Annotated in this window: 24 protein-coding genes and 1 pseudogene; 12 read left to right on the top strand and 13 right to left on the bottom strand. The window is 64.8% G+C overall.

The window, feature by feature from the left end; all coding sequences use genetic code 11:
• Positions 1-39: 39 nt before the first annotated feature.
• From GDIA_RS12010 to GDIA_RS11985, 7 genes are all read right to left on the bottom strand, one after another.
• Entirely contained in the window at positions 40-1,152 is a 1,113-nt protein-coding gene (locus GDIA_RS12010) for a sugar ABC transporter substrate-binding protein (protein WP_012222596.1), read from the bottom strand.
• Between the two features lie 56 nt (positions 1,153-1,208).
• Positions 1,209-2,648: a GMC family oxidoreductase gene (locus GDIA_RS19915; protein ID WP_407635491.1), complete on the bottom strand. Its 1,440-nt coding sequence runs from the start codon at positions 2,646-2,648 to the stop codon at positions 1,209-1,211.
• A 39-nt stretch (positions 2,649-2,687) separates the two neighbouring features.
• Positions 2,688-2,864, bottom strand: a complete 177-nt coding sequence (locus GDIA_RS19910) for an NAD(P)-binding protein (protein ID WP_390614212.1) — start codon at positions 2,862-2,864, stop codon at positions 2,688-2,690.
• A 72-nt stretch (positions 2,865-2,936) separates the two neighbouring features.
• Entirely contained in the window at positions 2,937-3,719 is a 783-nt protein-coding gene (locus tag GDIA_RS12000) for an enoyl-CoA hydratase/isomerase family protein (protein WP_012554279.1), read from the bottom strand.
• Between the two features lie 68 nt (positions 3,720-3,787).
• Positions 3,788-4,846: a LacI family DNA-binding transcriptional regulator gene (locus tag GDIA_RS11995; RefSeq protein ID WP_012554278.1), complete on the bottom strand. Its 1,059-nt coding sequence runs from the start codon at positions 4,844-4,846 to the stop codon at positions 3,788-3,790.
• A 95-nt stretch (positions 4,847-4,941) separates the two neighbouring features.
• A complete protein-coding gene (locus GDIA_RS11990; RefSeq protein WP_012222588.1) occupies positions 4,942-5,358 on the bottom strand; it encodes a hypothetical protein in 417 nt (138 codons plus the stop codon).
• Positions 5,359-5,584: 226 nt separating this feature from the next.
• The gene (locus GDIA_RS11985) at positions 5,585-6,208 is read right to left on the bottom strand and encodes a YitT family protein (protein ID WP_043459304.1); all 624 of its coding nucleotides are present in this window, start codon (positions 6,206-6,208) and stop codon (positions 5,585-5,587) included.
• A 121-nt stretch (positions 6,209-6,329) separates the two neighbouring features.
• On the opposite strand from GDIA_RS11985, the gene GDIA_RS11980 reads away from it, so the two are divergent.
• Together GDIA_RS11980 and GDIA_RS11975 are read left to right on the top strand one after the other, a co-directional pair.
• Positions 6,330-7,244, top strand: a complete 915-nt coding sequence (locus GDIA_RS11980) for an SPFH domain-containing protein (RefSeq protein ID WP_012554277.1) — start codon at positions 6,330-6,332, stop codon at positions 7,242-7,244.
• A gap of 136 nt (positions 7,245-7,380) precedes the next feature.
• Positions 7,381-8,091: a TetR family transcriptional regulator gene (locus GDIA_RS11975; RefSeq protein WP_012554276.1), complete on the top strand. Its 711-nt coding sequence runs from the start codon at positions 7,381-7,383 to the stop codon at positions 8,089-8,091.
• On the opposite strand, the gene GDIA_RS11970 is transcribed toward GDIA_RS11975, so the two are convergent.
• Together GDIA_RS11970 and exaC are read right to left on the bottom strand one after the other, a co-directional pair.
• The gene (locus GDIA_RS11970) at positions 8,060-9,343 is read right to left on the bottom strand and encodes an NAD(P)/FAD-dependent oxidoreductase (protein ID WP_012222578.1); all 1,284 of its coding nucleotides are present in this window, start codon (positions 9,341-9,343) and stop codon (positions 8,060-8,062) included. The genes GDIA_RS11975 and GDIA_RS11970 overlap by 32 nt on opposite strands.
• Positions 9,344-9,426: 83 nt before the next feature.
• Positions 9,427-10,929: an acetaldehyde dehydrogenase ExaC gene (exaC, locus tag GDIA_RS11965; RefSeq protein WP_012222576.1), complete on the bottom strand. Its 1,503-nt coding sequence runs from the start codon at positions 10,927-10,929 to the stop codon at positions 9,427-9,429.
• Between the two features lie 434 nt (positions 10,930-11,363).
• Between exaC and GDIA_RS11960 the strand changes: the two genes are divergently transcribed.
• The 5 genes from GDIA_RS11960 to eutC all read left to right on the top strand — a co-directional run bounded on the left by GDIA_RS11960 (position 11,364) and on the right by eutC (position 15,598).
• Positions 11,364-12,743: an ethanolamine ammonia-lyase subunit EutB gene (locus GDIA_RS11960; RefSeq protein WP_012554275.1), complete on the top strand. Its 1,380-nt coding sequence runs from the start codon at positions 11,364-11,366 to the stop codon at positions 12,741-12,743.
• 98 nt (positions 12,744-12,841) lie between these two features.
• Positions 12,842-14,080 carry an alpha-hydroxy acid oxidase gene (locus GDIA_RS11955; RefSeq protein WP_012222572.1) on the top strand — a complete coding sequence of 413 codons (1,239 nt, stop codon included), beginning with the start codon at positions 12,842-12,844 and terminating at the stop codon, positions 14,078-14,080.
• Positions 14,081-14,193: 113 nt separating this feature from the next.
• Complete coding sequence (locus tag GDIA_RS11950) at positions 14,194-14,454, top strand: antitoxin (protein ID WP_012554274.1); 261 nt, start codon at positions 14,194-14,196, stop codon at positions 14,452-14,454.
• A gap of 14 nt (positions 14,455-14,468) precedes the next feature.
• On the top strand, positions 14,469-14,864 hold the full coding sequence (locus tag GDIA_RS11945) for a type II toxin-antitoxin system VapC family toxin (protein WP_012222568.1): 396 nt from the start codon (positions 14,469-14,471) through the stop codon (positions 14,862-14,864).
• Positions 14,861-15,598 carry an ethanolamine ammonia-lyase subunit EutC gene (gene eutC, locus GDIA_RS11940; protein WP_012222567.1) on the top strand — a complete coding sequence of 246 codons (738 nt, stop codon included), beginning with the start codon at positions 14,861-14,863 and terminating at the stop codon, positions 15,596-15,598. Before GDIA_RS11945 ends, eutC begins: the two co-directional genes overlap by 4 nt.
• 10 nt (positions 15,599-15,608) lie before the next feature.
• On the opposite strand, the gene GDIA_RS11935 is transcribed toward eutC, so the two are convergent.
• Positions 15,609-16,073 (bottom strand): retropepsin-like aspartic protease family protein, encoded by a 465-nt coding sequence (locus tag GDIA_RS11935; RefSeq protein ID WP_012554272.1) that lies wholly within the window; start codon positions 16,071-16,073, stop codon positions 15,609-15,611.
• A 111-nt stretch (positions 16,074-16,184) separates the two neighbouring features.
• On the opposite strand from GDIA_RS11935, the pseudogene GDIA_RS18650 reads away from it, so the two are divergent.
• Positions 16,185-16,355: pseudogene (locus GDIA_RS18650) on the top strand (IS5/IS1182 family transposase); the annotation flags it as partial.
• 112 nt (positions 16,356-16,467) lie between these two features.
• Positions 16,468-17,525 (top strand): IS630-like element ISGdi4 family transposase gene (locus tag GDIA_RS18645; protein ID WP_157864088.1). Its coding sequence is split into 2 segments (ribosomal slippage): positions 16,468-16,960 and positions 16,960-17,525, totalling 1,059 coding nucleotides; the frame shifts between segments, so codons are not numbered across the junction.
• On the opposite strand, the gene GDIA_RS11920 is transcribed toward GDIA_RS18645, so the two are convergent.
• Positions 17,522-18,292 (bottom strand): hypothetical protein, encoded by a 771-nt coding sequence (locus tag GDIA_RS11920; RefSeq protein ID WP_231854182.1) that lies wholly within the window; start codon positions 18,290-18,292, stop codon positions 17,522-17,524. The genes GDIA_RS18645 and GDIA_RS11920 overlap by 4 nt on opposite strands.
• Before the next feature lie 230 nt (positions 18,293-18,522).
• On the bottom strand, positions 18,523-20,334 hold the full coding sequence (locus GDIA_RS11915; RefSeq protein WP_012554271.1) for a putative bifunctional diguanylate cyclase/phosphodiesterase: 1,812 nt from the start codon (positions 20,332-20,334) through the stop codon (positions 18,523-18,525).
• Positions 20,335-20,953: 619 nt separating this feature from the next.
• Between GDIA_RS11915 and GDIA_RS18640 the strand changes: the two genes are divergently transcribed.
• From GDIA_RS18640 to GDIA_RS11895, 3 genes are all read left to right on the top strand, one after another.
• On the top strand, positions 20,954-21,646 hold the full coding sequence (locus tag GDIA_RS18640; protein ID WP_081434730.1) for a helix-turn-helix domain-containing protein: 693 nt from the start codon (positions 20,954-20,956) through the stop codon (positions 21,644-21,646).
• A protein-coding gene (locus GDIA_RS18635) for an IS630-like element ISGdi6 family transposase (RefSeq protein WP_076611189.1) occupies positions 21,547-22,492 on the top strand; the annotation gives its coding sequence in 2 pieces (ribosomal slippage) (positions 21,547-21,885 and positions 21,887-22,492; 945 coding nt in all). The genes GDIA_RS18640 and GDIA_RS18635 overlap by 100 nt, the downstream gene beginning before the upstream one ends.
• A gap of 27 nt (positions 22,493-22,519) precedes the next feature.
• On the top strand, positions 22,520-22,750 hold the full coding sequence (locus GDIA_RS11895; protein ID WP_041249240.1) for a S24 family peptidase: 231 nt from the start codon (positions 22,520-22,522) through the stop codon (positions 22,748-22,750).
• A gap of 16 nt (positions 22,751-22,766) precedes the next feature.
• Here GDIA_RS11895 and GDIA_RS11890 read toward each other — a convergent pair whose 3' ends face one another.
• Positions 22,767-23,801 carry a retropepsin-like aspartic protease gene (locus tag GDIA_RS11890; protein WP_012554269.1) on the bottom strand — a complete coding sequence of 345 codons (1,035 nt, stop codon included), beginning with the start codon at positions 23,799-23,801 and terminating at the stop codon, positions 22,767-22,769.
• Positions 23,802-23,814: the final 13 nt, after the last annotated feature.

Genomic DNA, 23,814 nt, shown 5'->3' with positions numbered 1-23,814 from the left:
CGTTCCGCGGCAGGACCCGGGCAAGGTCCGCCCTGCCGGTCAGGCTTTGTACTGGATCTGGCCCTTGCTCAGGCCCCAGAAATCCTTCCAGTCGTATGTCGGATTGCCGTCGATATATTTCGATTTGAAGTCCCGCGCGTCCGTGGCGGTCACCATGACGGTCGGACCGTAGAATTCGCGATGGTCCTTCGGCTCGGCGGACGGCCTGAAGACCCCCGTCGCGGCATAATAGGCCAGCGCCGCCGTGATGCCGCCGCCCCAGTACGGGTTGTTGAACACCGTCGCCAGGATTTTGCCCTTGATCACCAGATCCACCGCCTGCGGATTCCCGTTATAGGAGACGATGGGCATGGTCTCGATCCCCTCGGCCCGCAGCGCCTCGATCACGCCATAGGCGATGGTGTCGCTGGCGCAGTGCACGCCCTTGATCCCGTCGCCGTAGCGGGTCAGGAAGCCGGACATGACCTGATTGGCCTTCTGGGTATCCCAGTCGGCGGCCTGGACCCCCGGAAGCTCGACATTCGGATAGGCCTTCAGCGCGTTCTTCAGCCCGGCCAGGCGCTCGATGGACGGGTTATTGGAGGCGATGCCGCCCAGATGCACCACGCCGCCCTTGCCGCCCATCGCATCGAACAGCAGCCGCGCCGTCTGTTCCGACGGCCCGACATCCGACCATGTCATGTGCGAGACGTAATGGTCGCCGAAATCCCAGGGATGCAGGTCGTCGGTCTTGTTCCAGATGGTCGAGACATAGGCGCCGGCCCGGCTGACCGCCTCGACCACCGGGCGGCAGTTCGGGGCGTCGTTGGTGTCGGCGGCCAGCGCGACCCCGCTGCCGTAGCGCGACAGAACCGCCTTGATGTCGGCAAGGGATTTCTCGCTCGATCCTTCGTTGATCAGGTTGATCAGCGCGCTCCGGGGCAGGCCCAGGCTCTGGACGAACGCCTCGCCGCCGGAAACGATCGCGTTCCAGTACGGGTCCGTCCGGTCGCGATAGCTCCACGCGATCGGCGGCGCCGACCCCGCCGCCCGCGCGCCGCGCGGACGCAGCGCGCCCATCGTCGCCATCCCGCCAAGCCCGTAGGCCGACAGCAGGAGCAGGTTGCGCCGGCTGATCGTCTGCTGTTCAATGTAGGCCTTGATGAACGACATGTGTGTCTCCACGCCCCTGTTTTGAGGCACACCATTGCGGGCACGGGCCCGGGTCGTCAGGCGACCTCGCGCCGCGCGTGCTGCGGGATATCGTTGCGCTGGTCGTCAAGGATCGCCGGCGCCAGGGGCTGCCGGCCGAGGATCATGTCCGCACCTTTCTCGCCCACCATGATGGTCGGGCTGTTGGTGTTGCATGAGGGTATCTTCGGCATCACCGACGCATCGCAGACGCGCAGCCCGGCAATGCCGTGCAGGCGCAGTTCCGGGTCCACCACGGCATCCGCCCCGACGCCCATCCGGCACGTCCCCACCGGATGGTGGTCGGTCTTGGCGTTCCGGCACGCGTAATCGAACAGTTCGGCGTCGGTGCGCACGGCGGGACCGGGCAGACGCTCGGCCAGGACGAAATCCTGCATCGCCGGCTGCAGGATGATCTCGCGCGCGATCTTCAGGCCCTCGATCGACATGGTTCGATCATGCGGATCGCTGAAATAATTCGGATCGATCAGCGGGGCGGCCGCCGGGTCGGCGGACCGCAGCGTCACGGTGCCGCGCGACCGGGGGCGCAGATAGGCGGTATTCAGGGTCACGCCCGCGTTCCGAAGCCGCGCGACGCCTGCCTCGATCCCCGAACCCAGGCCCAGGTGAAACTGAAGATCCGGATATGCGGCCCTGGGATCGACGTACCAGAACCCTCCCGTCTCGAAAAGGCTCGAGGCTGCCGGGCCGTTTCTGTAGATCAGGTATTGCAGGCCGGCGGCAAGCGTCCGATGCGGCCGCGCGACACCGTCATAGGTGAAATCGCCCCTACATTCGGCAATGACGAAAAGATCCAGATGGTCCTGCAGGTTGCGGCCCACGCCCGGCAGATCGTGCATGACGGGGATATCCAGGGCGCACAGTTCGTCGGCCGGGCCGATGCCCGATTGCAGCAGCAGCTTGGGCGAGCCTATGGCCCCCGAGCAGAGAATGACCTCGCGCTCCGCCCGGACGAATCCCGTCCGGCCGGAAAACGAAAGCTCGACCCCGATTGCCCGCCCCTTCTCGACCACGACCCGCAGCACCTGGGCATTGAGCCGCACGGTCAGGTTTTTCCGCCCCCGCGCCGCGCCGAGATAGGCACGGGATGCCGACGACCGTTCGTGATTGCGCTGCGTCAGCTGGAAGAACCCGATGCCGGCCTGACGGGGTCCATTGAAATCATGGTTGTAGGGAATACCAAGTTCCTGGGCGGCCTTGATATAGGCCTCGCAGATCGGCAGGGGCGCCGCGGGCATCGACACACCCAGCGGCCCCCCGGCACCATGATAGTCGTCGAGGAAGCGCTGGTTGTTTTCCGCCCGTTTGAAATAAGGCAGGACGCGACGATATTCCCAGGCCTCGCAGCCCTTTTCCCGTGCCCAGCCGTCATAATCGCCCGCGTTGCCACGGGTGTAGATCTGCGCGTTGATCGACGATCCGCCCCCGATCACCATGGCCTGCGTATAGCGCAGCACGCGGCCCTGCATGTGCCTCTGGGGAACGGTCTCCCACCCTCAGCTGCCGATGCCCTTGGTCATTTTCGCGAAGCCGGCGGGGATGCGATACAGCATGTTCCGGTCGCTTCCGCCGGCCTCGAGCAGGAGGACCCGGACCCGGGGGTCCTCGCTCAGGCGGGCGGCGAGAACGCAGCCCGCCGGCCCTCCGCCCACAATCACATAGTCATATGCCATGTCTTTCTCCCGGAGCGGATTGCAGCAGGGTCGGGTCGCGTGCCCCTCAGGGCCTGGCCATCCGTCGTGTGGTCACGACCAGCCGCCCCTGAATCGCGGCGCGCGCTTTTCACGGAACGCGGTCACCCCTTCCGTCATGTCGGGGCGGCCCGAAACGGCGATCGCCGCCAGCGCATCGACGTCGGCCCCCCGGTCCTCGCCCTCGGCGATCGAAATCATGAGCTTGATCGCCTCGGTCGCGCCCGGCGCACGCCCGACGATCCGGTCGGCCGCCTGTTGCGCGGCCGGCAGGGCGGTCCCCGTGGCCACGACGCTGTCGAAAATGCCCAGGTCGCGCGCCTCGCCGGCCGTGAGGACCTCGCCGCCCAGCGCCATCCGGCGCACGACCTGCGCCCCCAGGCGCCTGACAAGGCGCTGGGTACCCGACCATCCCGGCACCATGCCCAGACTGGCCTCCGGAAGGCCGACGCGGACATGCGTCTCGGCGATGCGGATATCGGCGGTGGCCGCGATCTCCAGGCCGCCGCCCAGGGCGTGGCCGTTGATCGCGGCAATCAGCGGCATCCGCAGCGTCGCAAGGCGATCGAAGACGCGATGGCCATGCCGCACCCAGTTATGGCCGAAATCGCCGGGGCCCATTCCGCCCCAGGCATGGATGTCGCCCCCCGCGCAGAACGCGTCCCCCTCACCCGTCAGGATGGCGGCACGGACGTGCGGGGCACCATCGACCTCGTCGCAGGCATGGAACAGCGCGTCCAGCATGCCGAGGTCGAGCGCGTTGCGCCGGGCCGGACGCGCCAGGGTGACGGTGGCGACAGGCCCCGCGATCGAAACCTTCACCGTTCCGTCAGGCATCGGGCGACTCTCCGGTCCGCTCTTGTTTTGCCTTTTTTCTAATTGGAAGGTTCCAGAGCCGCGTCGGTTCAGCGCATTTCGGGGACGGCGCCTGCCGCCGCGACCGGTCCGGCCGACCAGAGCTCGCCACAACTGGCGCGCACGACCAGCCGTGCCGGTGTCGTGATCGTCTCGGGCCGGACGTCGCCGGAACTGATGCGGTGCAGAAGGATCTGCGCCGTGCGCCGGCCGACCGCCTCGGGGTCCGTTGCGACGGTCGTCAACGCCGGGACGGCCGTCCGCGCGCCCATGACGTCGTCGAACCCGACGATCGCGAAATCCCGCCCCGGTTCCAGTCCGGCGCCGCGCAGCCCGTCGCAGGCCCCGAACGCCACCGCGTCATTGACGCACATGCAGGCCATCGGATGACCCGGCATGTCCAGCAGGCGCCCCATGGCCTGGACCCCACCCGGCCGCGAGGCGTTGCTTTCGACGGCATACGCCTCCTCGAACAGCAGGCCGGCCTCCGCCATCGCATCGCGCAGGCCGGACAGGCGCGTCTGGTAGACCGACGTATCCGGAAAGCCGCCCAGCCAGGCGATGCGGCAGTGGCCGAGGCCGATGAGATGGCGCGCGGCCTCGTGGCTGCCGGCCCGATTGTCGGCGACGACGGTGGTTGCCCTGAGGCCGGGAAGGTCCCGGACCGCAAGGACGATCGGGACCGGCCCCGCCATATGGGCCTTCAGGTCGGCGGCGCGCGTGCCGCGCGCGGGCGACAGGATGATCCCCGAGACACCGTGTTCGAGCATCGCGGACAGGACCTCGGCCTGGCGTTCCACGCTCTCGCCCGTATGGGCCATCAACTGCACGAAGCCGGCCGACTGCACGATCATGTCCATGCCGACCGCCATCTCGGCGAAGAAGCTGTTGGTCACGTCATTGACGACGATCCCGATCGCGTTCGAACGGGACTGGCGCAGGTTGGCCGCATTCCGGTTATAGACGTACCCGACCTGCCGGATGGCGGCCAGGACCCGGCTGCGGGCGCCTTCGCTGACGATCGGGTTCTTCTGAAGGACCAGGGAAACCGTCGATTTCGACACGCCCGCCACGCGCGCCACGTCCAGAATGGTAGGCTTGGCCGACACCGGATCCTCCAACCGCCCCATGGCCGGATCGCCCGGCCGGAAGCCGGCATGCTACAATGGGTTCATGCGCCGGAGCCAGTAGGGCATGGTCCTGCCTAGCCCTTCACCCCGCTGGTCGCGATGCAGGGGAAATGCTGCCGGGCGCGGCCCTGGATGTCCGCGGGGCGCCGCATCGGCAGGGCCAGGACGAAGCCGCGCACCGCACGGGGCAGATGGACCAGCAGGTACCGGACCACCGCCTGCTCCGAAACGCCCGCCGCCGCGGCGAGGTGCGCCAGGTCCTCGGGCGGGATCAGCCGGGCGATCATGGCGGCGCTCGTCTCCGCCGGGTGGGGCTGGCAGCCCCAGCCCCGTACCTGGTCGTACACCGCGGCGTCCCCGGCGCGATCCAGCAGGCCGTACATCCCCATGCCGGGCTTGTCGGTATCGAGATACGCATCAATCGCGGCGGCCAGCGCGTGGCGTTCGTCGGCCGTCATGTCCGGTTCGTTCCGGGATGGTGGCTGCGTCATCCTGCCCTCCCCTTCCGCGCACCTCCAACACGCCGGCAGCGGGGAAAGTTTCGGGCGGGGGTTCGGAGGCTGTTCCAAAAGCCCTGATGCTGAGCGAGAGCGGCCCGAAGGGCCGCGCCCGGCGTGTGTTCCCGAGCACCGAAGCGGAGCGGCCTGACGGGCCGAGAGCATCGGAGCACAGGGAACGCGCGTCGGATCGCCGGCATCAGGGCTTTTGGAACAGCCTCTAATAGCCCGTGTAGCGCCCGGGCCGGTGGAAGGTCGCGACCACGCCGCTGATCGCGACGGCGCTGACGGCCGACAGCAGGACATGCCGGACGTCGATCGCCAGCAGCGACACCAGCAGGATTCCGACATCGATGGTCAACTGGGCCTTGCCGACGTTCCAGCCCCTTGTCTTGTACAGCCACAGCGTGACGACGCCCGTGCCGCCCACGCCCGCCTGGTGCCGCGCCAGCGACAGGATACCCATGCCGATCGTGGTGCCGCCGAAGAACGCCGCCCAGAGCGGGTCGATGAAGCTGAGTCCCATGATGTGGGGAAAGACCAGTGAAAACAGCGTGATGCTGCTGCTGACCAGCAGCGTCTTCACCGTGAAGGCGATGCCCATCGTCCGTGATGCGAACAGCAGGAAGGGAATGTTGATCAGCGTGAACAGCATGCCCGCCGACAGCGGCAGGACATAGGACAGCAGCAGCGCCACGCCGGCCACGCCGCCCGTGACCAGCCCCGCGCGATGCAGGCAGGCCAGGCCGAGGACGATCAGCGAACAGCCGATGACCAGCGCATAGGCGTCCTCGAACACCGAGTGCCGGAGAGGGTTCCTGTCAGCGGAGGGCGGGCTGGGCATGTCGGCCATTCGAACGAAAGGGGAAACGGGCGGAGCCTCTCCTAGAGAGCGCATCTGCGCCTGTAAAGGGCGCCGCGTGCCCCCGATTGCCGGGAGGAACAATAATAGATATCGTATCGTCATGGTATTCCAGAACTATGCCGCCAGCCCGAAGTCGCTGGCCCGCTATGGCGTCATCGCGATCGGCGGTCTTGTCATCCTTTCTCTGCTGTCCGGGTCCGGTTATACGATCGACCAGAAGAATATCGGCGTCGTGACGCGCTTCGGCGCGGTGTCGCGCACGGCGGGGCCGGGACTGCACTTCAAGCTGCCCTGGATCGAGAGCGTGACGGAATACAGTACCGCGATCCAGCAGGTCGAAATCCAGAAATCCGAGGTCTTCACCGCCGACAACCAGGGTGTGGACGTGACCATGCTGGTGCAGTTCGCCGTTCCGGATTCCGACGTGCGGAACCTGTACGAGCATGTGCCGTACTACGAACGCCGGATCTATACCCTGGCGAACGACCGGATGAAGTCGGCGTTCGGCAAGCGGCAGGTGGCCGACGTGCCGCGGTCGCGCGCCCAGATCGAGGGCGAGATCAAGAGCGACGTCGCGGCGCAGGCCATGGCGCTGTACGGCATCGAGGTGTCGGAGGTCCAGATTACCGACCTGGACTATACCGCCGCCTTTCGCAACGCGATCGACATGATGACCAAGGCAAAGGCCGAGGTCACGCGGTCCGAGCAGTTGCGCCAGAAGGCCCTCATCGACGCCGAGCGCCAGCAGATCGCCGCCCGCGCCAACGCCGACGCCGCCGTGGCGGGCGCCGAGGGCGAGGCCCGGTCGATCAAGGCGCGATCCGAAGCCGAAGCCGCCGCAACCCGAATCAAGGGCGAGGCCGAGGCCGACGCGATCAGGGCCCAGGCGGCGGCGCTGGGGGCCAGCCCGGAATACGTGTCCTATACGCAGGCGAAACGGTGGGACGGGAAGCTGCCGAGCACCATCCTGGGCTCGCAGCCCATGCCGATGCTGAACATGTCCATGGGGCATTAGGGTTCCAGGCTTTCAAAAGCGCCGTTTCTGACGATCCGGGCCACGCGCCCGGCAATGGGGTATTTGAAACGGCGCCCTGTTCTTTTTTGAAAGAAGGAACAAGGATCGGACGATCAATTCTTTACTGGCGGCAGGTGTGGGGATCGTCCTTCTGGACTATCCTGCCGAAATCCATTTGAGAAAGCCTGCCGTGTCGTCTGCATCGCCTCAATCCGTCCTGTCCCGCCGAGAGCAGCGCCGCGTCGAAACGCGCGCCTCGCTCATCAACGCGGCAATGTCCCTGCTTTCCACGAAAGGTTTTGAAGAAACCACGGTCGATGAAATCGCGCAGACCGCCGGAATCGCACGGCGCACGCTGTTTCGCTATTTCCCGACCAAGGCCGACATCGTGACGGCATGGACGCAGCAGATGACGGACGTCCTGGCACGCAGCGTCGCCGCATGCCCCGCCAGCCTTCCCCCGCAGGCCCTGCTCGGTCACGCGCTCGAATCCGTGGTTCCGCATATCGCGCCCACCCCGCGTGAGGCCTACGCCTGCGTCTATCTGATCGAACGCACGCCGGCGCTGCTGTCGGTCAGCCTGCGTAAATACGCGCAATGGGAAGACAGCCTCGCGGACGCACTGATGCAGCGACTGGCGCCGTCCGACGACCGGGCATTGTCCGCGCGCGTCGCCGCGCGATCCGGCATCGCCGCATTCCGGACCGCGCTGGACGAATGGATCAGGCTGAAGGGGCGCAGCCGCCTGGTTCCGATCCTGCGCCGGATCATGCGACTGCAGGCCGCGATGCTGGCCCCGGCCGATCTGGACTGGATCAGTCCAGACGAACTGACGGCCGCACCATAGTGTCGATCCAGTCCGCGACACAGGACATCAGGCCGCGAAAGAAACCGTACAGTTCGACCTGATGCTGACGATAGAGCATCAGATGGCCCACCCGTGCCGTCAGGCCCTTCAGCACGCCGCCACCGAAGACGCTTCCACCGGGCAGCGTACCCCAGCCGTTATAATTGCCCAGGGCCACGATCGCGCCCTTGTTGCGGAACACGCAGGCGGGGACGTCCTGCCCGTCGCGTATCCACGCGGACAGATGGCGGGCCAGATGGTGCGCCTGCTGCCGGGCCACCTGTGCCGTGGGCGGCAGCGGGTCGTCGACGATGAACGAACAATCCCCCAGCGCGAAAATCCGGTCGTCATCGACGGAAAGCAGATTGGGCTTGACCAGGATCTGCCCCGAACGGCTCAGGGACAGGCCGCCATAGGATTTCGTCACGTCCGGCGCCTTCACGCCCGCGGCCCAGACGCGCAGCGTGGCCGGAATATGCGTGCCGTCCTTCAGGCTGAATCCCGTCTCGTCGGCGCCCGAAACCATGGCCGAGGTGCGCACCGAAACGCCGATCCGCTCCAGTTCCTGCTGCGCCGCGGCGGACACCGCCTCCGGAAAAGCGGGCAGTACGCGCGGTCCGGCCTCCAGCAGGGTGATCCGGAGCCTGGGCGGCGTCGGGCCGAACGCATGCAGCCCGACGATGTCGAGCGCCTTGTGCAGTTCGGCGGCCAACTGCGTTCCGGTGGCGCCGCCGCCGACGATGGCGATGTCCAGCTCGGCATTCGTCGCATAGGCCCGCAGGAGTTCCATGCGGAATTTTTCGTTGAATCCGTTCGCTTCCACCAGATTGTCGATGAACAGGCAATGTTCCGCGACGCCCGGGGTCCGGAAATCGTTGGCGCAACTGCCGATCGACAGCACCAGCGCGTCATAGGTCACGGTGCGGCTTTCCAGGACGGTGCTGCCGTCCGAGGCCCGCAGCGGGCCAAGCACGACCTCCCGCTTCGCGCGATCCAGGGAAATCACCTCGCCCGGCCAGAACTCGAAATGATGGGCGCCGGCCTGCGACATGAAGCTGATGCGGTCGTTCTCGTTCTGCGCGGTGCCGGCAGCGAAGCAGTGCAGCATCGGCTTCCAGACGTGCGAGAAGCTTTTATCGATAAGCGTGATGCGCGCGCTGCCCTGCTTCCCCAGTGTCCCGCCAAGCCGCGTCGCCAGGGCAAGTCCGGCCACACCACCGCCGACAATCAGGATTTCGGATCTGGACACCATCGATTTTCAAATTCCATACCAGCAGAATGGAAAACGGGGCGCAGCATAGCAGGCCCCGCCCCGAAAGCTCAGGAGAAAAAACCTCAGAAGAATCCGAGCTTTTTCTCGCTGTAGCTGACCAGCATGTTCTTCGTCTGCTGGTAGTGTTCCAGCACCATCTTGTGCGTTTCGCGGCCGATGCCGGACTTCTTGTATCCGCCGAACGCCGCGTGCGCGGGATAGGCATGGTAGCAATTGATCCAGACCCGCCCCGCTTCCAGGCCGCGCCCCATGCGATAGCAGATGTTGGCGTTGCGCGACCACACGCCGGACCCCAGGCCGAACGGCGTGTCGTTGGCGATCGCCAGCGCCTCTTCCTCGGTCTTGAAGGTGGTCACGGCCAGCACCGGCCCGAAGATTTCCTCCTGGAAAATCCGCATCTTGTTATGGCCGCGGAACACCGTCGGCTGGACGTAGAAGCCGTCGTTGAACGCGGCCCCCAGGTCGGGCTTGGCGCCGCCGGTCAGCAGTTCCGCGCCCTCGTCCTTGCCGATGCCGATATATTCCAGGATCTTGTTTTCCTGCATGCTGGAGTTCTGGGCCCCCATCATGGTCTGCGGGTCCAGCGGGTTGCCGTGGCGGATGGCCTTCACGCGGGGCAGGGCGCGTTCCATGAACCGCTCGTAGATCGATTCATGAACCAGCGCGCGGCTGGGGCAGGAACAGATCTGGCCCTGGTTCAGGGCGAACATCGTGAAGCCCTCGATCGCCTTGTCCAGGTAATCGTCGTCCTGGTCCATAACGTCGGCAAAGAAGATATTGGGCGACTTGCCGCCCAGTTCCAGCGTGGCCGGGATCAGGTTTTCCGCCGCCGCGTGCGCGATCATCTTGCCGGTCGGGGTCGATCCGGTGAAGGCGATCTTGGCGATGCGCGAACTGGTGGACAGCGCCGCGCCGACATCGCGGCCCAGGCCGTTGACGATGTTCAGGGTGCCCGCCGGGAACAGGTCGCCGATCAGTTCCATCAGCACCAGGATGCTGGCGGGGGTGGTTTCGGCGGGCTTCATGACGACGCAGTTGCCGGCGACCAGGGCGGGGGCCAGCTTCCACGACGCCATCAGGATCGGGAAGTTCCACGGAATGATCTGGCCGACCACGCCCAGCGGTTCATGGAAATGATAGGCGATGGTCGTGTCGTTGATTTCGCTCAGCGCGCCTTCCTGGGCGCGGATGCACCCGGCGAAATAGCGAAAATGGTCGATGGCCAGCGGAATATCCGCCGCCAGGGTCTCGCGGATCGGCTTGCCGTTGTCCCAGGTCTCGGCCCGGGCCAGCAGGTCGAGATTCGCCTCCATCCGGTCCGCCGCCTTCAGCAGCACCCGCGACCGCTCGGCCGGCGAGGTATGGGCCCAGGATTTGAAGGCCTTGTGCGCCGCGTCCAGCGCCAGTTCGACATCCTCGGCCGTCGATTGCGGCACTTCGCACAGGACCCGCCCGTCCACCGGGGACGTGTTCTTCATGTACGCGCCCTTCACGGGGGACGTCCATTCGCCGCCGATATAGTTTCCGTAACGGGATTTGAAGGGAGGTTCCTGATCGATGCCCACGGTGCCGCTCCGTCGTCTGCGTTGAATGCCGGACCCGGCGTCGCACGGGTCCTTAAACAGGACCGAATCGGTCCGTTTAATTATTCGGTGGATATATAGGCGGGAGTCGAAGAGCAAGCGATCGGGGAATCACGTCTACGTGAAAAATGGCACCAAGTGCCATATTTTTATGAGAGAAAAACAATTTATAACAATGTATTATTCCACATCCCCATTTTCTATTCAGACATGACAATCGTGCTGCACCCGTCATCGCGCCCATCATTTTCGAGCCCGTTCCCGCCGGAATTTCCATTCAATTCATTGTCGATATTCGGGGTTCCGTGCCTTTATCAGCCCGCGATAAACTCCTGTCCGGCAACCAGTCTCATTCTCTTCAAATATCTGAACGGGCTTCGCTATTCGGAAGACAAAAGAGAAGGATCATCCCCACCGTGCCCTATCGGATCATCCTGGACAGCGAACGCTACAATTTCGCCCATCTGCGCCACGTCCTGGCCTGCGCGTCCCCGGCGCGGTCGGGCGACGAACTGGCCGGCCTGGCCGCCGCCGACCCGGTGGAACGCATGGCCGCCCGGCATGTCCTGGCCGACATTCCGCTGCGCGATTTCCTGAACGATGTGCCGGTACCCTACGAGGATGACGAGGTCACGCGGCTGATCGTCGATACGCACGACGCGGCGTCCTTCGCGCCGGTCGCGCACATGACGGTCGGGCAGTTCCGCGACTGGCTGCTGTCCTACACGGCCGATGGCGACGCGATCACGGCGCTGGGGCCGGGCCTGACGCCGGAAATCGTGTCGGCCGTCAGCAAGCTGATGCGCAACCAGGACCTGATCGCGGCGGCGCGCAAGATCCGGGTGGTGACGGCGTTCCGCAACACGCAGGGCCTGCCCGGCCGGCTGGGCACGCGGTTGCAGCCCAACCACCCGACCGACGATGCGCGCGGCATCGCGGCGTCGCTTCTGGACGGGCTGCTGCTGGGGGTGGGCGACGCCGTGCTGGGCATCAACCCCGCCACCGACAGCATCGCCAACGGCATCGTGCTGCTGGACATGCTGGAACAGGTGCGCACCCGCTATGCCATCCCGGCCCAGACCTGCGTGCTGACGCACATCACCAACGCCATCGCGATGATGGCGCGCGGGGCACCGGTCGACCTGGTGTTCCAATCCGTGGCGGGCACCCAGGCCGCCAATGCCGGCTTCGGCGTGTCGCTGTCCGTGCTGGCCGAGGCCCATGACGCGGCCCGGTCGCTGAATCGCGGCACGGTGGGGCACAACGTGATGTATTTCGAGACCGGACAGGGCTCCGCGCTGTCGGCCGGCGCCCATCACGGCATGGACCAGCAGACGGCCGAGGTCCGGGCCTATGCCGTCGCGCGCGCGTTCTCGCCCCTGCTGGTGAACACGGTGGTGGGATTCATCGGGCCGGAATACCTGTATGACGGCAAGCAGATCATCCGCGCGGGGCTGGAAGACCATTTCTGCGGCAAGCTGATGGGCCTGCCGATGGGATGCGACGCGTGCTACACCAACCATGCCGAAGCCGACCAGGACGACATGGACAACCTGATGATGCTGCTGACGGTGGCGGGGGTGAATTTCCTGATCGCCGTGCCGGGCGGCGACGACGTGATGCTGAGCTACCAGAGCCTGTCCCATCACGACATGCTGACCCTGCGATCCAGCTTCGGCGTGCGCGCCGCGCCGGAATTCGAGGCCTGGCTGCATGAAATGAACTTGCTGGACCCCGACGGGCGGCTGCGCGTCAATGCCCCGCAGAGCCTGGGGCGTATCCTGGGGCCGGGCTGACATTTCAGAGGCTGTTTCAAAAGCCTCTCGGACCGGACCGGCAACCCCGCCCCCCGCAAAACGCTGGAAAACCAGTATACTGCGAGAGGCACCCGACGATGACGGCGACGGACCAGACCCTGCCCGCCCTGGACGAACCGATCCCGGCCCGCATTCCCGGCTGGCTGCGTGCCATCCGGGCGCGGCGGGGGGAGGCCCCGCGCTTCCTCAACCTGCATGATTATGCCCCGGCCGCCCGGCGGTTGCTGCCGCGCGCGCTGTTCGCCTACATCAACGGGTCGGCGGGCGACGGGCGGGCGCTGGCCGCCAATCGCGCGGCCTTCGACCGCTGGTGCCTGGTCCCGCATGTGCTGCGGGGCGTCAGCCGGCGCAGCGCGCGCACCCACCTGATGGGCCATCACTACGCCATGCCGGTGGGGATTTCGGCCTTCGGCGCGGCGGCGGTGATCGGCTTCGACGCCGACCGGGCGATGGCGCGGGCAGCATATGCGGCGGGCGTGCCCTACCAGCTCAGCGCCAATTCCATCACGCCGATGGAAGACGTCATCCGCGACAATCCCGATGCCTGGTTCGCCGCCTACCTGCCCGCCAATCCGTCGCTGATCGACCGGATGCTGACGCGCATCGGCCGGGCCGGGTTCCGCACGCTGGTCATCACCGTGGACGTGCCCGTGGCGGCGCGGCGCGAGGACGAGACCCGCGCGCACTACGCCATGCCGCTGCGCCCGTCCGCCCGTCTAGCGTTCGACATGCTGTCGCACCCGCGCTGGCTGCTGGGCCGGCTAGGGCGGACGCTGCTGGCGCGCGGCATTCCGCATATCCAGAACATCACCCCCGGCCGGGGGCCGTCGATCTTCGCGCGGTCGGTCGGGGCGGTCGGCGGGGCGGCGGACTTCAACTGGGACCATATCCGCGCCATCCGCCGGTCATGGCCGGGGCGGCTGGTGCTGAAGGGCATCCTGTCGGCGCAGGACGCCGTGACGGCGCAGCAGATCGGCGCGGACGGCATCATCGTATCCAATCACGGGGCGCGGCTGTGCGATTGCGTCATCTCGCCGCTGGAGGCGCTGCCCGCCATCCGGCAGGCCTGCCCGGACCTGACCGTGCTGCTGGACAGCGGGGTGCGGCGGGCGGGCGACGTCATCACGGCCATCGCCCTGGGCGCAGACGGCGTGATGATCGGGCGGCCGTTCTTCTTCGCCACCATCCTGGGTGGGCAGCCGGGGCTGGCGCACGCCATCGGGCTGATCGCCGGCGAACTGGACCGCGACATGGCGTTCCTGGGCCTGCTGGACCTGCGCGAAAGCCGCGAAAACCGCCTGCATCGGCGTGGCTGACAGGGGTGACATGATTGGTGCGTTCATGACACTGGCCTATGAAACGCTTGATATATACCATGCCGTATACCATAAAGCGCCATATGCCACGTCACCTGTCGCGGAGGGGTGTGATGACGCAGGTCGCAAAAATCTTCAACAATGGCCGCAGCCAGGCGGTTCGTCTGCCGGCCGCCTTTCGCTTTGAAGGCACGGAAGTCTTCATTCGCCGTGACGAGGCAACGGGCGACGTCATCCTTTCGCGCCGACCGGAAAGCTGGGACGGCTTGTTCGCTGCCATCAGGGAGGGCGGCGTGCCGGACGATTTCCTCAGCGACTCCGAACGCGATCAGGCACAGGACCATCGCGATCCGTTCGCCGAGGGACCGAAGTGAGCGCCGGCTTAACAATGACCCGGATGCTCGACACCAATACGGTCAGTCACATTCTCAAGGGGCATCCGCGTGCGCTGGAGCGCCTGTCTCAGATCCCCATGGCGAGCGTCTGCATCTCCGTCATCACGGAAGCCGAACTGCGTTTCGGTATCGCCAAACGTCCGGAGGCGACCCGGCTCCATCGGGTCGTGAACGAATTCCTTCAGCGCGTGGATGTCCAGCCATGGGAATCATCGACGGCCGATTCATATGGCAACCTGCGGGCCGCGCTGGAGGCATCCGGAAAGATCGTGGGAAGTCTTGACCTCCTGATCGCCGCGCATGCCCTGGATCTGAATTCGATCCTCGTTACGAACGACGCGGGATTCAGCAAAATCGCCCAATTGGAAACCGAGGACTGGACAGCATGACCGCCCACGACCTCACCGACCCGGCATCCGACCCGTGGGGCCCCCTGCGCCGCCTGACCAGTGCCCGGATCGGCCAGGCGCGGACCGGCGACACCGTGGCGGGGGCCGAGGTCCGGGCCTTTCAACTGGCGCACGCCCGGGCCCGGCAGGCCGTGCTGGCCCCGCTGCGGACCGAGGCGCTGGGCCTGGACGAGGCGTTCGTGCCGGTGCGCAGCCAGGCGGCCGATCGCGGGGAATTCGTCCGGCGGCCCGACCTGGGGCGGCGCCTGTCGCCCGACAGCGCGGCGGGGCTGGTGCCCGGATCGTACGACATCGCCTTCGTCATCGCCGATGGGTTGTCGGCCCTGGCGGCGGAACGCCAGGGGCCGCCGGTCCTGGCCGCCTGCCGCGCCCTGCTGCCCGGCTGGCGGATCGCCCCGGTGGTGGTGGCGCACAATGCCCGCGTGGCGCTGGGCGACGATATCGCGCAGCGACTGGGCGCGCGCTGCGTGGTCATGATGATCGGCGAGCGGCCGGGCCTGAGCGTCGCGGAATCGCTCAGCCTGTACATGACCTGGGACCCGTATCCGGGGCGGATGGATTCCGAACGCAACTGCATTTCCAACATCCACCCCCATGGCGGCCTGACGCCCCGACAGGCGGCGGCCACGCTGGCACGGCTGCTGAACGAGGCCCGCCGGATCGGCGCCAGCGGGATCGTGCTGAAGGACGAGGCGGGAGCGAGGATCGCGTGATCCTGCATCCTCAGCGCGGCGCGTCCGGGGCGGGGCGCCCTTCCTGAAGGGCCTGCACGTACATCGCGTCCTGCCGGCGTGACAGCCAGACGCGATGGGTGCGGAAGAAATCCGCGCCCAGCAGGGTCTGGTCGGTGTCCGTCACGGCCAGTTGCGGGTGATTCAGCACGAAATCGTCCCCGATCCGCAGCGTATCGAACTGGTGCAGGTAGGTCCTGTTGTCATTGTCATCGATCCCGATGCTGTTTCGCGTCGGGTCGTGGCGCAGGGCCCCATCCGTGACCCCCGCCGCGTGCGCGTCGGACGTGCTGATCACGGTGCGCCAGGCCCCGCTGTCGAGAATGGCGTCGATCGGATGTCCGTCCAGATGCAGCTTCACGATGATCCGCGGCGTGCGCCCGGTGGTATAGCGGATCGGAATCCTGTGCGCCCGGCCGGGCCAGAGCGGCAGATCGCCCTCGGCGCATCCCGCCACCCGGTAGAGATTGATCTTGTGGTCGGGCAGGTGGAGGGTTCGAAAAACCCTCTGGTTCTGGTCCTATCTGTGTGATTCCATCTGTCCTGCGTTGATTGAGGATGATGGAAGATGAAGCAGCCGGGATTTTTTGACGTTGAAGAGCGGCTTGCCCGGTTAAGCGGGCTTGGCGATCAGCTCGAAGCATTTTCCCGGACTGTAGATTTTGAAGCGTTCCGTCCTGATCTGGAGAAGGCTCTGGCCTATTCAGATGGAAGCAAAGGCGGGCGACCGCCATTTGATCCGTTGCTAATACCAACTCCGGTCCGCCCTGACTCATATGTGATTGCCTGACGGTATCGTTCTGGAACGAGCTGTGATTCACAGGATGCCGAACCGGGCGGGAGGCATCCGAATGGGCGGGGCGTTAGCGTTGCGTGAGGATTATGATGCGGCGGGACTGCGTGCTCTGGCGCGGACAACGAGGCATGCGGGCCAGGCGCGTCGGCTTCTGGCGCTGGCGGCGATCTACGATGGTGCGTCACGCGGAGACGCGGCACGACTGGCTGGGACGGATCGGCAGATTGTGCGGGACTGGGTGGTGCGTTTCAACGCCGAGGGCCCGGATGGCGTGCGGGATCATCATGGGGGCGGTGTCGTTCCCCGCCTGACACCAGCCATGTTGGAAGCGCTGATGCGCCGGATCGAGGACGGCCCGATCGCTGCCGTGCATGGGGTGGTGCGCTGGCGGCAGGCTGATCTGGGGCAATGGCTTTATGAGGAATTCGGCGTCTCTCTTTCGCGCAGCCGGCTGAGCGCCGTTATCCGGGGCCTCGACTTCCGCCTTCTGACGGGACGCCCCCGGCACCATGCCCAGGATCCCGAGGCCCAGGACGTTTTTAAAAAAGCTTCCCCGACGTCATGGCCGGGATCCGGGCCCGGCATCCCGGCAAGGCCATCGAACTCTGGTGGGGCGACGAGGCGAGGGTCGGCCAGAAAACGAAGCTGACGCGCCGCTGGGCCAGACGCGGCACCCGTCCACGCGCGCCTGCCGATCAGCGCACACGTTCGGCCTGGATCTTCGGAGCGATCTGTCCGGCGCTAGGCAAGGGAGCGGCCCTCGTCCTGCCCTGGTGCAACCTCCACGCCATGAACCGGCATCTCGACGAGATCTCGCAGGCCGTAGCGCCGGGCGCTCACGCTATCCTCATCGTCGATCAGGCAGCGTGGCATACCAGCCCGAAACTCGATATCCCCGCCAACATCACCATCCTGCCGCTCCCGCCACGCTCGCCCGAACTCAATCCGGTGGAAAACGTCTGGCAGTTCATGCGCAATACCTGGCTGTCGAACCGGATCTTCCGCACCTACGACGACATCGTCGATATCTGCTGCCACGCCTGGAACCAGCTCGTCGACCAGCCCTGGCGCATCATGTCCCTCGGGCTACGACAATGGGCACATGGGTTTTAACAAACAGGAGTTGGTATAACGAACGGTACGGACAGGATATAAAACAGGCACAAATACGCAATCAGGAAACATCCGAAAATGATGATCGCATGATATCCGCCCGCCTCTTCCCGAGAGTCCTGCGTCCAGTCCATGTTCCTGAACGAAATCGGCTGTATTCCGGAAATCGCCGTTGTCCGGCCCCCCGGCCGTGCCCGCACCTCGTAGGCCGAATTGTCGGGACTGGACGCGCTTCGATTGGCATCGGGATCCTGCAACGATGCCGTCGGGTCGGAAACTCGGGACGGGCCGGCCTGTTCGGCCGCGGAGACATCCGGATCACTCGATAACGCCACCCGTTCCGCGTCCCCGTTATAGAGCGGACTGTTTTCCGCGTCGGCGCGGGACGGTTTTGCAGTGCGGCTGTACAGCAAATAGATCAAGCCCCGCGCGCCGCTCAATGAAAGCGAGGATATGCCGCGACTCGTTTCGACAGTCGCGGTCGTGGACGAGGTGAGCGCGCGAACGAATCCGTCCAGTTGGTCATCTTCAAGGACGAGGCCGTTCCGGCCCGCGCTGAATTCGCGATTTCCGATATCCATCGTATAATTCGGGGATAGTCCGCCGCCGTTTCCAAGCGTCACGCGCAGGGACGGCAGCCCTCTCCTCGCTTTGATTCCAATGAACAGATCGCCCTGATGACTGACGAGTCGTGCGTCGGAGTCATCGTTCGCCACGAATAACTGCCATTGGTCCACGTCCCGTTCCATATGATAGGTGGCGGCCATGCCCCCGGGCAGCGTCTGTCCGTAACCGGCGGAGGCGGCGCACAACAATGCCACGGAACACGATATAAGAAGGAATGTACGAGATTCAGTCATTTCTATAATATGCTCGAATCCATGCGCGATTATGTATTGACGACGACTATCGTCGCTTCATGGGAATTTAATTCTGTTAATATCCATTTTTGTTACGAAATTCATATGAACAAAACCTGTTCTGCACTTACAAGGACCTATTCGTCACTTTCGGTGATCGTTCCGTCACGAGATTGCAGCCAGTTCGGAATTTCGGCTGACGGCAGCGGCTTGCTGATCAGGTAGCCCTGCACGACATCGCAGCCCAGTTGACGCAGTTTCCTTACCTGCGCGATCTCTTCGACGCCTTCGGTGACCACTTTCACCCCCAGTCGCTTTCCGATCGTGATCGCCGCCTCGGTGACGATCATCGAACCGACGTCCCGCTCCAGACTTGTGACGAAGCTGCGGTCGATCTTGATTTCCGTCAGGGGAAGATGGGTCAGGCGCGACAGGGAGGAAAAGCCGGTTCCGAAATCATCGAGCGCCAGGCCTATTCCGATCGCAAGCATGGCGGAAAGGGTCGCCCCGGTGTCGCGGCTCTGCTGCATCATGGCGCTTTCCGTAATTTCGACCGTCAGGCGGCGCGGTTCCAGCCGATACCGCTTGAGAAGGGCGGCGATCCGCCGGGGCAGATCGGTGTTTCGGATACTGACGGCAGAGACGTTCACGCTGACCGTGGGCAACCGCATTCCGGCCCGGTCCCATTCCGCCATCTGCCGACACGCTTCTTCCATGGACCATCTGTCGATGATTTCGATCTGCCCCGTCTGTTCGGCGACCGGGATGAATTGCGACGGCTGAATGAGCCCCATTGCAGGATGATACCAGCGGGCCAGAGCCTCGACCCCATATATCGTTCCGCTTTCCATGCAGATCTGCGGTTGGTAGAACAGGCGGAATTCGGATTTCTGGACGGCCTTGCGCATGGCCGAGCCGAGAAGGACCCGGGCCTCGACGTCATCTCCGGTGGCGGCGGGGGCGTTCTGCACGCTGCCGCGTGTGGCCTTCTTCGCCTCGCGCAGCGCGATCTGCGCGTGATGGACGACCTGTTCCACCTCGGTCCCGTTCTCCGGAAACGTGCCGATGCCTGTACTGCACGATATGACGATGTCCTGCCCGCGGATGCGGATGGGGCTGCGGAGGGTTGCGACGAGATCCCGGGCGAGGTCGTTTGCCGCCGTGTCCTGTTCTCCGGGAATGACGATGGCGAAGTTGTCTCCGCCGAGACGGCCGATGACGGCATCGCCGCGGCAATGGGTGGAAAATCGGCAGGCCACGATCTGCAGCAGACGGTCACCCTGTTCGTACCCCATCGCATCGTTGAAGTCCTGAAACAGGTCCACGTCCAGGATGATGAGCGCGAATGGTGACGTTGGCGTTTCCGTCGTCATCTTTTGCAAAAGATCGAATATCGCGGCGCGGTTCGGAAGGCCGGTCAGCGCGTCGTGGCGGTCGATTTGGTCCAGCCGCCTGCGGGTTCTGCCGTATTCGATGATCGCAACGCACGAGGAACGGCAGTGCGAGACGATTTTTTCCCCCCAGTCCGCGATGCCGTGCCGATGCCGCGAATACAGGGCGAAGATGCCGATCAGCTGGCCCCTGCCGTCGAAGAGGGCCGACGCCCGGCAATCGGACAATGCGATGTCGTGCGTTTCGTCCTCTCCCGGTCGCCATACGATTCTGTATGCTTCCTCGGGGTTCGCGCGAAGAGCGGCAATATCCGCATCCGTCAGGGTCATGTGTTCCAGCAGAGCGATTTTCGCGCGCGGAAGACTGTCGCCCGAGAGAATTTCGAGCCCCTGCTCCAAATTGACCCGCAGTACTGTCGCCACGCTGTCCGGCACAAGACGTTCGACCTCGGCACACAATACGCCGGCGATATCCTGACCCTGCCCTGTACCCCGCCATGTCGTTTCGAATAAGAACTGTTTTAGGATACGATTATGAAGATCCAGGATTCTTTCCAAAATCCCTCACCGCTGCAACGAAATTGCCCATGATGTTCCGGCTGTATCAGCCACGTCGAGGTCGAACGCTCGATGGGTTCCCATGACGGCAGGCCGCGGCCATGGCGCCCCTTGTCCCAAGGCACTTTCAGATGCGCTATGAGTGCAATGCTGACGATTGATTCCGGATCGGCGCCGAGATACGCGGCCGCAATCCTGACAGTTCGTGCGGAACGGAAGGCCCGTCAGGACAATACCGATCCGATCAGATTTCGTAAGGATTGCAGTCCATGGTGACGGAATCGCCCGTCCGACCGACCAGGGTGCCGACCGTGTCGGGATGCGGCCCATGGGGCGGAACGCCGCCGCCATGAGTGTCGAAATTCCTTCGCATGCGCAGGAAGGTGGTCGACGTGCATCCCCGCCGGCTTTTGTGCCATAGGTAATACTCCTCAAACACGGCTGGCTGCCACCAGCCGTTATTTTCCGCCCCGCTTCGCATGTTTTAAAACGAGAGGAACGACATGTGGATGTACATTCAACTTTAAAAACCCAGTTATGGTACTTTTTCTTAGATGAGTCATATCTGACTGTGGATAAGTCAGACCATTTATCGATATACGACTGAATATAGATCCACATGTCGAATTCCGAGCGCCCAATGCGCGATTTGTCGGACCTGGCAAAAAACCGACAAATAGAGCCGATGGTTATCAGGCTACGAGAAGTAGTGGATCGGACCGGAGGCGCGAAAGCTGTGGCCGCACGCACGGACATCCCTCTCAGCACACTTTCAGGTTACCTGTCGGGTCGGGAACTCAAGCTTTCCGTCGCGCGCAAGATCACGGAAGCCTGCGGTGTCAGTCTTGACTGGCTTGCGGCAGGAGAGGACGGACCTGCGGCCCGGGAATTCGGCAATGCCCGGCAGGCGGGTCCCGAGTCGGTCGAGTTTCTGAATTACGACGTCATTCTCTCCGCCCACCAGGGCGTCGACGGGGATAGTTCTTATATCGAAACGAGAATATCGATACCGCGGGATTTTCTCCCTTTGTCCATTCAGTCCAATACGGACAACATTTCGGCCGTCACGGCGAAATGCGACAGCATGAATCCGATCATAGACGATGGAGACATTCTTTTAGAGCGTGATGATTTCGGTCTGAATCGGAATATGGGTACCCAGATTGCCGAAAATCTGATTCAACATGCTGTCTGGATTGGAGGCCAGCATGGATGGCGCGTCCTTATTCGATGGATCTTCGCGACCGGGTTGTGGCAGCCGTGGAGACAGACGGCCTCTCCTGCCACGAGGCCGCGAAGCGCTACGGTGTAGCACCCAGCACCGCGATCCGGTGGATGCAGAGCTTTCGGCGGACCGGCAGCGTTTCCCCTGGCCAGATGGGCGGCCACAAGCCGAAACGGCTGACGGGTGCGCATCGGGAATGGCTGATCGAGCGTTGCAAGGCGGGGGGCTTTACCCTGCGGGGCTTGGTCGCAGAACTTGCCGGGCGCGGGCTCAGGGTCGATTATCGCTCTGTGTGGGTCTTCGTCCACGACGAGGGGCTCAGCTTCAAAAAAAACACTCGTCGCAGCCGAACAGGACCGTCCTGATGTCGCCCGACACCGGGCGCGATGGCAAAAATACCAACACCTCATAGATCCCGCCCGCCTGGTGTTCATCGATGAAACCTGGACCAAAACCAATATGGCGCCGCTACGCGGCTGGGCGCCGCGTGGCGAACGGCTCCGGGCCAAAGTGCCTTGGGGTCATTGGAACACCATGACCTTTATTGCCGCCCTGCGGGTCGATCGGATCGATGCGCCGTGGCTGCTCGATGGTCCGATCAACGGCGAAAGCTTCCGCATCTACGTCGAGAATGAACTCGTGCCGACGCTCAGGCCTGGTGACATCGTGATCGCTGACAACCTCGGCAGCCACAAAAACAAGGCAGCACGCGCAGCCATCCGACAGGTCGGCGCGCGCCTGATCCTCCTGCCAAAATACTCCCCAGACCTGAATCCCATTGAACAGGTCTTTGCCAAGCTCAAGCACCTGCTCCGCAAGGCCGCGGCTCGAAGCCGCGACGCAGTCAGTTCAACCATCGGCGAACTCCTGCGCAGCTACGCTCCCAGCGAATGCGCCAATTATTTCATAAACTCAGGATATGGACCAACCTAAAATCATCACGCTCTAATAAGAACGGATGTGCATACGCTCACAAGTGGCAGCATCTATGCCCTGCGGGTAGAAAACACCCTTCTGGTCAGGCGTCTGATCCTCAAGACCAACGGCAACGTCCAGGTCATCAGCGAGAACCCGCGTTACCCGACCGAGGAACTGAACGCCGAGGACGTTCGCAGGATGGTCCAGGACGACGGCTTTCCGGCCAGGATCATCGGCCGGGTCATCTGGCGCGCCGGTAGCCTGATTCCATAGGACGTCGGAAGGCCCGTCATGGCGGGGCGGCGGGCGGGTCCTGCACCGCGACGTCGGCCAGGCGGGACTGGGCCGGGCTGGCGCCGGCGGAGGCCGTGTCCTGGCCGGGCTGCGTGGCCTGGGGGTCGGAAAAATAGACCATGCGGGTGGGCATGGCGAACAGCACCCGCCGGCCGCGAAAGAAATTCATGCCCAGGATGTTGGTGGTGGACCGGGTGACGTCGGCGGTCAGGTCCGTGCCGCGATAGGTGCCCAGCACGAAGGGGCCGAAGCGGTGGCGGTGGCCGATGATCGCGTTGCCGGCATCGGTGCGCGAGCGGGGATCGGCCGCCAGCGCCGCCGCGTCCACGCCGATGTCGGCGGCCTCGCTCGCCTGGATGAGCGAGGCGTTCGACCCGGGTTCGAGTTCCATGCCGATCGGCACCCCGCCGATCGCGACCTGCACCATCACGCTCATGCCCCGGCTGTTCGGCAACAGCGGCGCGGCATAGGCCGGACCGCCCACCAGCCGGGACACCGGCGGGCAGCCGGCGGCGCCGGTCGCCTGGAACAGGGTCAAGGTCCGGTCCGGGAAATCCAGCAGCACGTCGTAATTGCCCAGGATGTCGTAGCCCACGATGCCCAGCAGCGGCCGGCCCGCCACGCGCCTGTCCCCCGTCGTGCCCAGCATGACGGCCTGGACGTCGCGGGCCGTGCCGTGGCCGAGGGCCAGCTTGCGGACCACGGTTTCGTACACCGTGCCCTCGCCGGTCATGGTCCGGACCTTGATGGGGGTACCGTGGGGATAGGTCACGTCCGGGCGTTCGAACACGCCCAGATTTTCCTGGGTCAAGCCCAGGAAGGCCAGTCCGTCGGTCCCGTCGATGGTCACGGGAATGCCCGGGCTGCCGTCGCCCGTCAGCAGCGGCGCGGACAGGACATGGGCCACGCAGCGGGACGGCACCACGACGGGGCGCCCGTCATCGACCGGCGCGGGCTGCGCGCGCAGAGGCAGCGCGAACGCGGCCGCCAGCCCGAAGGACAGGGCCGCCGCCGGCCGAGACCGCCCCAATTCCAGGCCGCCC

Source organism: Gluconacetobacter diazotrophicus PA1 5, assembly GCF_000021325.1.
GTDB classification, from domain to species: Bacteria; Pseudomonadota; Alphaproteobacteria; order Acetobacterales; family Acetobacteraceae; genus Gluconacetobacter; species Gluconacetobacter diazotrophicus.
Note: the sequence above shows the minus strand (reverse complement) of the source record. Positions and strands in the feature narration are given on the sequence as shown.

Coding starts and splice junctions, on each gene's coding strand:
- GDIA_RS12010 (WP_012222596.1), bottom strand. CDS start 1,152: ATGTCGTTCATCAAGGCCTACATTGAACAGCAGACGATCAGCCGGCGC.
- GDIA_RS19910 (WP_390614212.1), bottom strand. CDS start 2,864: ATGGCATATGACTATGTGATTGTGGGCGGAGGGCCGGCGGGCTGCGTT.
- GDIA_RS12000 (WP_012554279.1), bottom strand. CDS start 3,719: ATGCCTGACGGAACGGTGAAGGTTTCGATCGCGGGGCCTGTCGCCACC.
- GDIA_RS11990 (WP_012222588.1), bottom strand. CDS start 5,358: ATGACGCAGCCACCATCCCGGAACGAACCGGACATGACGGCCGACGAA.
- GDIA_RS11985 (WP_043459304.1), bottom strand. CDS start 6,208: ATGCCCAGCCCGCCCTCCGCTGACAGGAACCCTCTCCGGCACTCGGTG.
- GDIA_RS11980 (WP_012554277.1), top strand. CDS start 6,330: ATGGTATTCCAGAACTATGCCGCCAGCCCGAAGTCGCTGGCCCGCTAT.
- GDIA_RS11970 (WP_012222578.1), bottom strand. CDS start 9,343: ATGGTGTCCAGATCCGAAATCCTGATTGTCGGCGGTGGTGTGGCCGGA.
- GDIA_RS11955 (WP_012222572.1), top strand. CDS start 12,842: ATGACGGCGACGGACCAGACCCTGCCCGCCCTGGACGAACCGATCCCG.
- GDIA_RS11950 (WP_012554274.1), top strand. CDS start 14,194: ATGACGCAGGTCGCAAAAATCTTCAACAATGGCCGCAGCCAGGCGGTT.
- GDIA_RS11945 (WP_012222568.1), top strand. CDS start 14,469: ATGACCCGGATGCTCGACACCAATACGGTCAGTCACATTCTCAAGGGG.
- eutC (WP_012222567.1), top strand. CDS start 14,861: ATGACCGCCCACGACCTCACCGACCCGGCATCCGACCCGTGGGGCCCC.
- GDIA_RS11920 (WP_231854182.1), bottom strand. CDS start 18,292: ATGGCCGCCACCTATCATATGGAACGGGACGTGGACCAATGGCAGTTA.
- GDIA_RS18640 (WP_081434730.1), top strand. CDS start 20,954: ATGTCGAATTCCGAGCGCCCAATGCGCGATTTGTCGGACCTGGCAAAA.